A 13,918-nucleotide genomic window follows, 5' to 3' on the forward strand; every position below is an offset into this window, starting at 1 on the left:
ATATCCAAGAAGTAACGACCAAATTTAAGTATTGCGAAGCTGAAGTGGTGTTATGCCCGTTTTTTTCTTCACAAACCGAATGAAATGTGTAGGATTATCAAAATGAAGGTCGTAAGCAATCTCACTTATGGTTTTAGAAGTTTGTAGTAATAATGATTTAGCTTCAAGTAATCGTCTATTATGAATAGTCTGCAATGCTGTTTTTCCTGTTAAATTTTTGACAACATAATTGAGATGAGTTGGATGTATTGCAATACTATTGGCAAATTCTTTTACAGATTTTAAAACATTCTCCTTATTTGTATTATACTGAAGCTCAATCAATTCGTTAAATTGATTTAGAATACGTGTGTCAGAATCTTGTGTAACACTACTTGTTCCATTTTTTTGTTCATAAAAATTATAAGATTCTAAAAGTATAATATTTAGATACGACCTAAAGATATCATTTTTATTTATTAAGTTTTTTTTAGATAATTGAATAATATTCTCGAATGTATTTTTTAGATGTAAAGTTTCTTCAGATGTAATTTTAATACTCATTGAGGCGTTTTGGGTAAAGAAAGGGAATCCTGATTGTAGTTTTTTCTTTTTATGAACAACCGAATAAAAATCTGATGTAAAATAAATGATATATCCAGACAATGGTTTAATGCTTTCCCAAGATTGTATGTGACCTTCGCCAGAGAAGAAAAGCATATTTTGCTTCAAATGTTTTTCTTCAGAATTATTTTTCATATCTATTTTACCACCTAATATCAACATTATTTTAAAGAAACGTTTTCGATAAGGAGGCATTACCTTAGGAAGATTAATTGCAGAATCTTCTAATTTACCTATTGAAAATCCATCAAATACTTTGCAGTCAAAATTTATAAAATTAAAATAATCTTCAATTTTAGAAAACGTATATATATCATCAATTTTCATCCAACAATACTAAATTTTTTTTTGTAATATAGGATTTTTTGAAGAAAAAGTTTTAAATACGAACTACAATTCTACCTACACTATGTCCGTCCAGCATATTTCGAGCAAGCTCAGGAACTTTCTCAATTGGCTCTACTCTTATAGATTTTTCTAAAATATCGAAATTTATCAGTTTAAAAAGTCGATACCAAGTACTTTCTCGTTTTTCTTTTACAGTGTAAACTGAATTGATTCCTATTAGTTTAATACCCCTTTGAACAAATGGAGCTAATGAAACATCCAAGTCATTACCTGTAACAAATCCTGTAGTAATACCAATACCTTCATATTGAAGTTGCTTTATAGCTCTAGATAGTGTAATCCCACCTACTGAATCTATAAAACCAGCATAGTTTTCATCTTCTAAGATTTCTTGTGTTTTTTCTTTGAAAATTATACGATCAATAACTTCGGAAGCTCCAATGGATTTCAAATATTGTGCGTAAGAATCTAACTTTCCAGTACTGGCAACGACATTATAACCTAGTCGACTCAATAACTGAATACTTAGAGAACCTACACCACCTGTAGCTCCAGTAACCAAAACTTTTCCATCATCCTGAATTAAACCATTTGCTTCTAACTCATTTATTGCGAGCATCGCGGTAAATCCAACAGTTCCAAGACCCATTGCCTGTATATCAGAAACGTCATCAGGTACTTTAATGAGCCAATCATCATTGGAAACCGCTTTTTGAGCCAGTCCACCGAAACGGTTATAACCCACGCCATAACTCGTGTGAAGAACACGCTCTCCTTTAGTGAAACTTTCACTAGAACTCGAAATGACTTCACCTACAAAATCAATTCCTGGAATATGAGGGTAACAATCTATCGTATCCCATACATTGAACATCGTTGTGGCATCGGAATAATTCAAAGCCGAATAATTTACCTTTACCAAAACATCTCCTTTTGGAAGTGTCAATTCATCGATACTTTTAAATCGTGGTACTGCTTTATCTTGCTCCTTTTCAATAACAATCGCTTCCATACTACTTTTCTTTTATGATTATGCCAATACAGTTCGATTACCTATTCTGTGCTTATTTTTTTGAATAAACTCTTTCCAAGTAGTGGGTTTACGTCCTGTAATGTATTCAAAATTATCAAATGTTTTTCCTGAAGGAATGGCACCAGAAGCGTTAAGGGCAAATTGGTCGGATACACACTTCATATAGGCGTCGGCATACACCGAATCTTTGGTCCCTTGGTAGGTCATATCCCTGAACTCATCTGGATGGTGCTCCACCACATTGAAATCTTGTTGAGTAGCTTCGGACATTAACTCTGAAACTTCTGTAATGGTTTTTGCATCATACCCTAATGGTATAGTTTCGTTATGATATTTTTCGGGATGAATAAAAATCTGTGCAATGACGGCTGCGATATCATCGGTATCGATCCAGGTCCAATTAGCATTGCCTATAAAATCGTGCAAGGTATTTTCCTGAAGCCATCCAAAATTGAAGATATTCTGCATAAAAGATTCTGGCTGTAAGTGGGTATAGTCAAATCCTAATTTTTCAATATAGGCTTCAATAAACTGGTGCCAGCCCCAATGGGATACTTCATTGGTTTCTGTGCCTGATGCACCTATATGAACAATGTGCTTCACACCTTCTTCTTTTGCGATATCAAGAAAACGCTTGCTTTGTCGCATCATGTCCGCTGTATAGCTTGTCATCAGTAGGGCACTATCCATTCCTTTTAAAGCAGGCCTAATGGATTCTTTGTCTTCGAGGTCTAGATACACTCCTTTTACATTAGCCCCATCAAGTGCTTTTAGTTTTTCTTTATTTCTGGATGTTCCAAAAAGCTGTAAATCGTTATTTGTACTTAATAATTCTATTACTTTGCTACCTACTTGTCCTGTTGCTCCTACGATGAGGATGTTTTTATGATTTTTCATTTTTTACTTATTTAGATTTAATTTTTGTTTACTATTATTTTCATTTATAACCTTCCATTAGGTTTTACTTTTGTTTACTTGATTCTTCCACAGCGAGGTCAAATACTTTATAGTTGCCTTCATTCCAACTTAATTCTTCAATGACTTTGTAAATTTTCCATACATCATCATCTTTACGCATCCAAAAGTTATGCGTGCCCACCATAATCTGTACAGGGCTTCCAAAATTGTTTTTCTTATAATGTTGTGCATGCAACATCACGGAAACATAAGCCTCATCACCATCAACTACAATTTTATATGGTGTTAGGTCGTGTTGTGTAGCATCTAAGGCATCAAAGAATTTGGCTGCACCAGCTACCCAGTCATCGGCTTTTACTTCCATTATACCGCCATCTCCTCCTATAGATACCGAGAAGTCCATTTGTAAATCATCTACAAATAGTGATCTGTGCATTTCCCAATCCTTTTTGTCAAGACTATATGCGTACGTACTAACTATTTGAGAGATAACTTCCCTATCATATAAGAGTTGAATTTTTTCTGAATCATTCAATAATTTTTCAGACAAACGCCCTGGAATGATTTTATACATATTTAAATTTTTCATTGGTATTGTTTTTAGATTACTAAATATTTATACTGCAAATTTAATACTGTTGTTTGGCTCTAATTTGACCAATAATCAATAACAAATGACCATTTTGAATTAATCAAAGTATTTTAAATTGGTAAATAAGAGAAATTGATCATAATTATCAATACTTTCTCTTAAGTAAAAAAGGTAATATAGCATTAATAACACCTTGTGGATTTTCTTCAATTGCATGACCAAATTGTGGTATAATAATTCCTTCTACGTTTATTGCAATCTCACGCATATCCAGTTCAGTGAGATTGCCCATAGAGGTAATTCCGCCAAGAGCTAGAACGGGAATCCTGAGCTTTCTCTCAGCGGCATAGCGTTTGAATCGCTTACCATCTTCGTCTGCATCCCTGTATAGCTGAAAGGTTGTTCGAAAACCTCCTGGTTCTCCATAACTTCTCATAAATTCATCAATATCCTCCCGAGTAAATGCACGTCGGTTATATATATTTTTTCCACGCAATAGGAATTTGATATATTCACGTTCATTTCCCTCTATAAGTGTCTCGGCAATATCTGGTGCTCGATGAAATCCAAATTGCCAAAAACCAGCTTGAACCTTAGGATCATCCATACCAAAACCTGGTAAAATCATTTCAAAGAATACCATTCGTTCTATTAAATCAGGATTATTCCAAGCAATTTCATAAGCAACTACACCACCCCAATCGTGACCTAGTATTGCAATTTTACTATGACCTAGTTGTTTCATCAAATCTACAATGTCATCAGCCATCTGAGGTTTGCTCATATTATCCGAAGTTGGTTTATCACTATCACCAAATCCACGTAAGTCAACCGCGATAACTGTAAAGTGCTTACCAAGTTCTGGCATAATCTGACGAAATGAATAAGATGTAAACGGCCAACCGTGAAGTAATACTAAAGGTGGACCATCTCCTCCCATTACATAGTGAATTGTAATATCATTTACTTTAGTAAAATAGTGATGAAAATCACGCTTAAATGATATTTCATCAAAATCTTGAAACAATGGAACGGGATTAGCAGCTTTTTGTGCATAAGTCAGTGACATAAATGATATAATCAACAATAAAGTTAATGACGATTTTATTGAAAATAGTTTTATAAAACAAGAGTTAATTTTGTTCCTATTTGGATTTTTCATAATTGAGTGTTTTAATTGTACATTTTATTTATAGGACAAATTTACTCTGTATTAAGAGTTTAACATAACCATTTTACAAGGTAAAACGACCAAAATGCAACTTCTATCACAAAGAAATTTTTTCATTAATTTAAATGAAAGGATTTTTTAACATCTAAAGTATTATCAAATCAATAAACTCGCTCCAATTGTTAATTAACATTATTAAGAATATAAGCAGTGCCAATTATATAATCTCTTTCTCGCAGAGTTTCCATCAAAATTTTTGATTATCAACACCATTGGTTATGGAAGAAAAGGAGTCCAAAGTGTAATTTTTATGTAAAACTTAAAAAATAAACCAACTAGTCTAATTAAAAAAATTTTATATATTTGCACTATGGGATATAAATATAAAATAGAAGACATTCTTAATGTGGGTTATGACATTTTTAGAAAAAATGGATACCATAATGTCGGTATAAATCAAATTCTCAAAGAATGTGGAATCCCAAAAGGTTCATTTTACAACTTCTTTAAATCCAAAGAGGATTTTGCGCAACAAGTAATAAATCAATATGGTCTTTCAAACCAAAAATGGATGGAAGACTTCTTTAAAGAATCTAAACTTACTCCGATTGAGTCTCTTAAATACTTTTACTCAACAGTTATGAATATGAATGAGGAGGACAACTACGCAGGTGGTTGTTTAATTAATAATATGAGTATGGAAGTCGGTCGTAATAATGATAATCTTGGCTCAGAAGCTAATCAACAATTTATAGGCTGGTTGAACGTTCTTGCATCTATTATTAAAAAAGGACAACAGCTTGGCGAAATCACAACTGAATATACTTCTTTAGAATTGGCTGAATATTTACATGCTGGATTTTACGGTACGTTATCACGAACTAAAGTCACTAGATCTAGAGTTTATATGGACATTTGGCTTGACATTACCTTTAATTTCATAAAAACATAAAAAATTTGAAAGTAAATTAAACAGAACAGTCTAATTTTAATAAATATAAAATGAAAAAACTATTAAAACTATCAAGCCTTATAATAATCATAAGTCTTTACCAATCTTGTAAATCAGTTGACTTGAGAACAGCAGCTCTAAAATCTAATTCGATAATTAATGCCGAACAGAAGGGAAAAACACTCCTAAATCAAGCAAGAACAGCAATGGGCTATGATAAACTATCCAAAACGAAAGTTTATGAGGTTAGTGCAAAATTTGATTGGAATCGTGCTTGGTTATTGATGCCTATGAATGCTTTTCCAGGTAATAATGGAAAAAAACTACAATTGCGCATGGCAACCAATAGTTTTGATGGTCAAGTAGAATATTTAGAAGGTCGAAAAGAAAATACCATACAAGGAGTTCAATCTTGGCATGGATATAAGAAAAAATCAAATAGTAATTTGATTAAACAACACAATCATAACAGATATATTTGGGGATTAGCTACCTATCATTATTTATTGGAAGCACCAATACATTTACCTGATGCTGAAATTATTAGATATGCTGGAACGAAAGAAATTGATGAGATTCTCTATGAAACAGTTTATGTCACTTGGGGAAGTGTAGAACCAAACGAGAAGTTCGATCGATTTTTAGTCTACATCAATCCTAAAACGAAGTTTATTGATTTACTGGAGGTCACAATAAATGATTTTTTTATAAAAATGCCTAAAGGCTTACAGCATGCGACTGCAAGATATGAACGAAAAGAAACAAGTATAGGTACTTATATGCCAAGTACTATCAAAATTCAATTAAAGGGACCTAAGAAACCTGAAAGTAAAGTATATAGCATCGCTCTAGAAAATTATCAATTCGATTCCTTTAATAAGGAATTGCTTTATCCAATAGATAATTTAAAATTTTACGGATTCTCAAAACCAACCGAACAATGAAAATTAAAATAAAAAAAATATCAGCGTCATTTCCTTTTGCATCTAAATATCAAAATGTTTTAAATTCCCAAATTCATTATGTCGATGAAGGAGAAAAGAACTCAAAATACACCTTTCTCCTACTCCACGGGAATCCTACATCTAGTTATATATGGAGAAATATCATTCCGTACCTTTCGTCACTCGGTCGCGTTATTGCCCCCGATTTGATAGGAATGGGGAAATCAGGAAAACCAGATATAGACTACGCCTTTGAAGATCATATAGAATACATAGATATTTTCATTGACACTTTAAAATTACAAAACATTATCTTTGTGATTCAAGATTGGGGTTCAGGAATAGGTTTTCACTATGCTACCGCTTTCGCAAAAGCGTAGCTGGAATCGTTTTCCTAGAGGCTATTATTAGACCTATTACTTGGAATGACGCTAACATAGTAGAGCGTTTTATCTTCAAACGATTTCGTCATCCAAAAAAGGGATATAAAATGATTGTAAAGAATCATTTTTTTGTCAATCGATTCTTGCCGATGATGACAGGTAGAAAATTGACCAAAGAAGAAATGGAAAATTACAGAGCACCATACTTAGAAGAAACGCATCGCAAACCACTTTTTGTTTGGCCATCTCAAATTGCGATTAGTGGTATTCCTAAGTTTAGCACAGATATTATACAAGCATACAATGACTATCTCCCTACTTCAGAAATTCCAAAATTAATGTTTCACGTTAAGCCAGGAATGATAATTAAGCCTAAGGAAGCTAAACAAATTATAGCTACATGGAAAAACTTAACTGCAATCAATTTAGGAAAAGGTAAACATTATATACAAGAAACACATCCTCACGAAATTGGAGAAGGAATAGCAAATTGGTATAAACAGAATTACAAATAAGATATGAAAAGAGTTGAGTTTAATGAGATAGGAAGTACAGAAGTATTGAATATTGTTGAAAGAGAAATACCTATTCCAAAAGAAAACGAAATTGTTATAAAAGTAAAAACTGCTGGACTGAATAGAGCTGAAGAACTTTTATTTCAAGGTCAATATCTTTTTCAACCTAAATCTCCATCTCTGCTTGACCTTGAAGCAGCAGGCATAATTGAGAAAGTAGGTTCTAAAATTAATAATTTTGAAAAAAGAGATGAAGTATGTTTGATACCAAATATTACTCCAACAGAGTATGGTTTTCTTGGAGAGTATGCAGTTGCTCCATTACAAGCTGTTATCAAAAAAACTAAGTGGATATCGTTTAAAGAAAGTGCTGCGATTTGGATGACTTGTAGAACTGCATACGCAGATATTAAACTATAGTGGTTTACAAAATGAGCTCAAACAAGCTATTCTTGGTATCATTTTAAAATGTTTGAAAGGCAGGAATTTAATTCCTGCCTTAGTTCATTATTTATAGTTTAAAACATTCCTCCATTTACTCTAATGGATTGAGCGGTTACCCAACCAGCTTCTGGACTGGTCAAAAACTTGACCATCGGCAAAACATCAGAGATTTCGCCCAATCTGTTCTGGACTGACATGTGTTTCAGATAATCTATTGAATGTTCATTTTCTACTGGGTAAAAAAAGGAAGTATTCAATGGTCCTGGTGCAATTGAGTTTACAGTTATTCCTCTTGAACCAATTTCCTTGGCTATCATTTTCACGAATTGTTCTGAAGCTGCTTTAGCTCCTGCATATACTGAATATAATCCAGTTGTTACTGAGGTCAAGGTCGTAGAAATATTTACGATTCGTCCACCGTCATTTATTCTTTTAGCCGCCTCACTAAGTAAAAAGAAAGCAGTCTTAGTGTGAATATTGAACATCTGGTCGTACTCTTCTTCCAATACTTCGGCAGCTGGTTTTTTGAGCATAGTTCCTGCCGTGTTTACAAGAATGTCCGCTTTACCGAATGTGTTTTCTGCTTCATCAAATAGACGTTTGATTTCTGAAACCTTTCTTAGGTCTGCTTGAACCAATTTTGCCTTGCTACCTGATGCTTTAATCTTTTCAACGATTTGTAAAGTATCTTGCTTACTATTGTCACTAAAGTGATGTACAATTACATTTGCACCAATACTTCCTAAATATATAGCGGTTTCGGCACCTAAATTTTTTGATGCTCCTGTTACGATTGCTACTTTTCCTTTTAATGTTTGATTTAAATTTTCCATTTTACTAAGATTTTAAAGTGAATTATTATTTGTTTTTTAATTACACTACAAATATCCAGTAAAAGGAAAAGGTAAGTTTGGTCGCTTTTTAAGGGCTTACGGTCAATTTCTAAGATCACGATATTTTGCAGGTGTAAGCCCTGTTTTATTCTTAAAAAATCGAGAGAAATTTGAAGTATCGTCAAAGGTTAGACTATAAGCAATTTGAGAAATGGATTTGTCCGTGTTGTTCAATAAGGATTTTGCTTCCGAAATAACACGTTCGTCAATCCATTGCTTTACAGTTTTTCCAGTTTGGGACTTAATAACATTACTTAGATAGTTTGGATGAATTGCTAAAACAGAAGCATATTCTTGCACATTCAATAAATGTTCAGTATTACCTTTAACAATATTTAATATATTCTTATTCAGTGCAACTTTAAATGATTTAACTATTTCCGAGGGTCTATTTTCAAGTGAAATAGAGACTCGATGTGTTAGCAATAGTTCCTTTGTTTGAAAAAGAAATGTTACGAGTTGGTTCGCTACTATTCGTTTTTTGTATGCTGATTTTCCGTTATATTCCTGTACTAAGACTTCACACAATCTATCAATTCTTTCATAAGCCTGAGTTTCTAAATACATTACAGGAATCGTTTCTTTTAATAAAAAAGGAAAATCTTGTTGTATGCCTCCAGGATAATTGGCTTTTAAAAATTCCAACGAAAAAGTAAGCATATAACCTTTCCAATTTTCCTCAATGGTAAAAGATTTTAAATGTCCAGGAAGCGTAAAATAAAAAGAATGAGGCCTTAGCTCAAACCAATGTTCGTCTATAGTATAATGTCCTTTTCCAGATTCAATAAGCAAAAAAGCTACATAATTTGTTCTGAAAAAGGGTGACGACATTGAGTTTTTTCCGTGTAGCTTGTCCAAAGGATGAATGGTAAAATCGAAATCCTGTTCAATTTTCAAGTTTATGGAACTGAAAAATTCCGATATTGAGTTGTATATTTTTTCTTGTTGCACAATATTTATTCTGAGTTGAGTCTATAGTTGATCTATGCCTAGTTGTATAAAATTTTGCTAAAATTTTTACACAACATTCCAAATTTAATGAATTACTAGTAATTCCGAGATTAAATATTGTGGAATAGTTTGAACTGAGTAACCGTTGTACAAACCTTTGATTTTTTAAAAATAATATATTCTTAGTGTATTAAATGATTTATTATCTGAGAACTTTTGTTAATATTCTGAAATGATTTCACTTACAACCTTTTTAAATATTAATATCAAAGCTAATGAAAACTGAAAAATCAAATAAAAGAAACACAGAAAAGAAAGTTATCTTTTCTGTGTTTTCACGTATTTGTTAATCTCAAGCATAATTGTAATATTTTTTTAAGATAAGGAATATTTCTTATCTTAAATTGAGAAACCTAAATGTCGATGAGTTTCATTTAGATACCTTCTAGTATTTTAAATCATGTAATATTGGTATGAAATACTTTCAGTAACTTCATTTCTCATTATATTACAATTTATGAGATTTGCAATAACTTGTGCTCAAACTGATTAATAAAAACCTTTATTAAATTCAATAGACTCTAGCTTTTATGTTTCAAACTACATTAGATTCTAAAATATTAGCTATACTAATATTATCTCCAAAAATCATAACTTTTTGATAAAAATCTATTTCATCACCTACTCATATATTAGCTGAGAATTATTTAAGACAATACCGAATCGAGTAATATTATCAATTAAAAAATTGTGTAATTTAGCCTCTCAACTTTAAAATGACAAAATATTGATTCTTAGGTCTACTGTAGTAATTTCTCAGATATCACTCATGTTATTTATGCGGTCTTAATTTTTAGTTTTGTGTTCAAGAAGATAAATTTATAACAATTACGGTTGCATACTATTTATCATTCCATTAATAACTGCATTTTGTAAAGTATTACAATCTACAATAGAAAAATCTACTTTGGCACCCAGCTTAGCTTCAAAACCGATTGTCAAATCTATAGTTTCAATTGCTTTTACTGTAAAATTCGCACCAGTTTCGATGATGTTTCCAGTGACTACTCTTTGCCCTGCTAATGTAGCGTTATCATTAATAGTGGAATAAGATGCTTGTGACTCTTCACAAAAAGAAGTAAAGTCTATACCTGCCATAATATTTTCCTCAATATAAAAGTCTCTTCTTACAATTACATTATTGAAGTCTCCAACTTTATGTAACCTGAAATCTTCCATATTCTGTGATTTACTGTCTGCTGCTATTGGTGTGTAATCGAAAAACAGATTTATAGAACCTCCTATTGGTATTTCTGGCACATCAAATTTAGCAACGTCAAGGTATAGTACTTCTTCACTAGTTGATGAAGTAATGATATAAGTTCCAGCAGAAATAGTCTGATTAGAAATGTTTTGTAATTTTATTTTACCCTCACTTTGTAAGCCTAAAACTAAAGTATCTTGTTTTAATGAGAAACCATCATTGGAAAAATTAAGTGTTGCAGCTAAGCCTCCTGAGGAACCTTGTTGCTTAGCGACACCTGTTCTATTATTCTCTTTTCCAAAAAGTTTAATTGGATTCAATTTAGTGATTATACTGTATGGATTAAAAACAATATCTTTTCCTTTTTCGGTTTGAATACTAAAAACATATTCACTAGAAATACTATTATGAGCACTATAAGAAATACTATCCAAAGCCAATAAATTGGAAACTCCCAGTGTATTTTTATCTACTAAAGCGCCTAAATTAGCAGGATCTTTTCCAAATACATTATCTTCTAACAGTTGTCTTTTACAAAAATCAGCTACAGCTAAAGGCAAGACCATTTGGTTGTATGCTTTAAAGGCTTTTGTAGTACCAGCTTTTATCTCTTCTGAGAGATGTTGTTTAACTTTGAAAAGTTGTTGTTGTAACCATACAATATAACCTTGATCAATAAATTTATCACCATTAGTGTCTTGAGCCCAAGTGTCTAATATAAATTGCAACTCGGTCTCATTCAGTACAACTCCTAAATCTGCTTTGAAATCTTCATCAGTATCAACTCCTAAGGCTAATCGAGCCGAAGTAAGTACAATATCAATGTCGTATTTCATAGCATTAAGCGCCAAAGCATCCTCACCTTCATAATTTATGATTGGTACTTTTGGTGTTATAGATAATTCAAATTTAAACTTAGGGGTTATAAAAACAGTGCCATCTTTAATTCCACTTTCTTTTTCATAAAAAGCAGTTAGTTTATTCAAAATAGTTGCGTATAATTGCTCGTCTTTATTTTTTAATGACTCCATCCAAACTGTTGTGGTATTTAATGTTTCTATTTTACTGTTTAGATGATTAAGTAATTCTTGCTTGAAAGCTATAGCTGCTTTATAGGTTATGTGATACAATTCTGCTTGTTCCACACTTATTTGGCTATCGTTTAATAACATTCCTTGTTTTTCATTAGGCAAAGTTAATGCTTGAATAAATAATTTTTGAATTAATTTTTTGTCGCCTAATCCAAAATTTTCAGTTAGTATGCTTAAAAAGTCAGAGTTTTTAATGAAGTTATTGGTAATGATAACATTAGGTACAGAAAAATTTTCATTTGAATTTGATTTACTAGAACAAGAACAACCAAAATCAGTACAAATACAAGCTCCACCGTCACCAGATCCGCCACCTGGTCCATCATCAAAATTATTACCAGGACCATTATCAATAGGTAGTCCATCACCATCATCACCATTATCTCCGTTGTTATCACCTCCATTATTAGCATTGTTACCAATAAAATGATTTCTATTAATTTCCTTAGATAATGCTTCAATTTCAATACCGTTGACCGTAGAGACATTAACAATATATTCTAAAGTTACTGGAGCAAACTTTATATTAGGATTGGATGATACGCCAAGTCCTAGTGGTAAATCTTCCCCATTGAACAGGCGAGCATTGAGTGAATCGACCTGTGCATCTAATTCATTATAGTCTATAGTTAACCATTGAGCATGGAGGCCTGCACTATAATCGTCCCATTGATCTATACGATCATCTAATCGGCCAGTTGAAAAACCATTGTATGTCCATCTATCAGTGCCACCGCCAGCATCTTCTCTAGTGACTTCTACACCTGCATATTTAAAACTATCAACACCACTATTGGTATAGTTTTCACCACCTTTAGAATTTCCAGCAGGACCTTTTGTTGTACTTTTTACTTTTGTTTGTGGATTAGTACTTGTTCCTTTAGCTGTTTGTATACCTACCTGTTCTATAAAATCATCTATTTTAGTAGATTTTAGTTTACCACTAAAATTATCAAAAAATGCACTAGGTACTACAAAGGCTCTTCCTTCACTGGTTATTTTTACTTTTTTGGAACCATAACCTTGTTCTTGCCTAACCTCATTCATAAGTAATTGAAGTTTTGTTGGAAAATTGGAATCTAAGCTGGCTTGTGATAAATTACCATCTATACTTTCTATGATATCAAGATTTTCATTTAAACCAGGTATCTTAGAAAGAACTATTGAAAGGTCAGGAATATTAGAATTCACATCTTGTATGGTAGGAAAACGAATATCACCTTCCCAATCATACATTAGAAATCCCAATTTTGCAGTTTGTCCAGCTATAAAAAATGTTGGGTTGACAGGTTGGCCTGCTGCATCTAGATTTAGTTCTGCGCCAGGACGTGACAATCCACTAAAAACATTTGTAAATACATCAACTTCTACTTCAACCTTAAAATCAAATGCTCCACCCATTAATAAAGGTTTGGCTTTTATAATGTCTATGTCATTGGGTGGTACGATATTATTTACAATTCTATTTATTGAAGCAAAAGATGCCCTAGTAGATGCGAGTAATTCGGGTGCGGAATTAATACCTTTCTCATATCTTTCCATAAATTCCATTATATCTGGAGCGGTCAAATCTCCTTCAAAAGCAATACCATTTCTACCATCATTAAATAAATAAACAATACTATTATCTTTTCTGTATCGTATACCATCTCCAAGAACTCCTTGTGACGTAACATTAGCAAATCCTTGGTCAATTCTATAACCTCTTTGATCAAAAAAATCGAAAATGGCACCACTCTGACCAAAACTTACAGCTGAAAAAAGCATGCATAAGAGCAACACCTCTAATGAATATAAATACTTAACTCTCATTGTC

At 32.3% G+C, this 13,918-nt stretch carries 13 protein-coding genes; 5 read left to right on the forward strand and 8 right to left on the reverse strand.

Annotation, left to right across the window (positions count from 1 at the left end; genetic code table 11):
• Positions 1–24 precede the first annotated feature (24 nt).
• From AA089_RS23540 to AA089_RS05890, 5 genes are all read right to left on the reverse strand, one after another.
• Positions 25–930, reverse strand: a complete 906-nt coding sequence (locus AA089_RS23540) for a helix-turn-helix domain-containing protein (protein WP_053002217.1) — start codon at positions 928–930, stop codon at positions 25–27.
• A 52-nt stretch (positions 931–982) separates the two neighbouring features.
• Entirely contained in the window at positions 983–1,963 is a 981-nt protein-coding gene (locus AA089_RS05875) for an acrylyl-CoA reductase family protein (RefSeq protein ID WP_046756002.1), read from the reverse strand.
• Positions 1,964–1,981: 18 nt separating this feature from the next.
• The gene (locus AA089_RS05880) at positions 1,982–2,881 is read right to left on the reverse strand and encodes an NmrA family NAD(P)-binding protein (protein ID WP_046756003.1); all 900 of its coding nucleotides are present in this window, start codon (positions 2,879–2,881) and stop codon (positions 1,982–1,984) included.
• Between the two features lie 64 nt (positions 2,882–2,945).
• Positions 2,946–3,491 carry a nuclear transport factor 2 family protein gene (locus tag AA089_RS23545; RefSeq protein ID WP_053002218.1) on the reverse strand — a complete coding sequence of 182 codons (546 nt, stop codon included), beginning with the start codon at positions 3,489–3,491 and terminating at the stop codon, positions 2,946–2,948.
• A 148-nt stretch (positions 3,492–3,639) separates the two neighbouring features.
• Positions 3,640–4,656: an alpha/beta fold hydrolase gene (locus tag AA089_RS05890; protein WP_053002219.1), complete on the reverse strand. Its 1,017-nt coding sequence runs from the start codon at positions 4,654–4,656 to the stop codon at positions 3,640–3,642.
• A gap of 379 nt (positions 4,657–5,035) precedes the next feature.
• On the opposite strand from AA089_RS05890, the gene AA089_RS05895 reads away from it, so the two are divergent.
• From AA089_RS05895 to AA089_RS05910, 5 genes are all read left to right on the forward strand, one after another.
• Positions 5,036–5,617, forward strand: a complete 582-nt coding sequence (locus AA089_RS05895) for a TetR/AcrR family transcriptional regulator (protein WP_046756004.1) — start codon at positions 5,036–5,038, stop codon at positions 5,615–5,617.
• Positions 5,618–5,667: 50 nt separating this feature from the next.
• Entirely contained in the window at positions 5,668–6,561 is an 894-nt protein-coding gene (locus AA089_RS05900) for a hypothetical protein (RefSeq protein ID WP_046756005.1), read from the forward strand.
• Positions 6,558–6,941, forward strand: coding sequence for an alpha/beta fold hydrolase (locus tag AA089_RS24190; RefSeq protein WP_053002220.1), 384 nt, complete (start codon positions 6,558–6,560; stop codon positions 6,939–6,941). Before AA089_RS05900 ends, AA089_RS24190 begins: the two co-directional genes overlap by 4 nt.
• Positions 6,942–7,051: 110 nt before the next feature.
• Positions 7,052–7,459, forward strand: coding sequence for a hypothetical protein (locus AA089_RS24195; protein ID WP_053002221.1), 408 nt, complete (start codon positions 7,052–7,054; stop codon positions 7,457–7,459).
• 3 nt (positions 7,460–7,462) lie between these two features.
• Complete coding sequence (locus AA089_RS05910) at positions 7,463–7,879, forward strand: alcohol dehydrogenase catalytic domain-containing protein (RefSeq protein WP_053002222.1); 417 nt, start codon at positions 7,463–7,465, stop codon at positions 7,877–7,879.
• Between the two features lie 98 nt (positions 7,880–7,977).
• Here the strand turns inward: AA089_RS05910 and AA089_RS05915 are convergent, their stop codons facing one another.
• The 3 genes from AA089_RS05915 to AA089_RS05925 form a co-directional block, all read right to left on the reverse strand.
• A complete protein-coding gene (locus tag AA089_RS05915; protein ID WP_046756006.1) occupies positions 7,978–8,736 on the reverse strand; it encodes an SDR family oxidoreductase in 759 nt (252 codons plus the stop codon).
• Positions 8,737–8,838: 102 nt separating this feature from the next.
• Positions 8,839–9,693: an AraC family transcriptional regulator gene (locus tag AA089_RS05920; protein WP_156168918.1), complete on the reverse strand. Its 855-nt coding sequence runs from the start codon at positions 9,691–9,693 to the stop codon at positions 8,839–8,841.
• A 942-nt stretch (positions 9,694–10,635) separates the two neighbouring features.
• Positions 10,636–13,914, reverse strand: a complete 3,279-nt coding sequence (locus AA089_RS05925; protein ID WP_046756008.1) for a hypothetical protein — start codon at positions 13,912–13,914, stop codon at positions 10,636–10,638.
• Positions 13,915–13,918: the final 4 nt, after the last annotated feature.

This window comes from Kordia jejudonensis (assembly GCF_001005315.1).
GTDB lineage: Bacteria > Bacteroidota > Bacteroidia > Flavobacteriales > Flavobacteriaceae > Kordia > Kordia jejudonensis.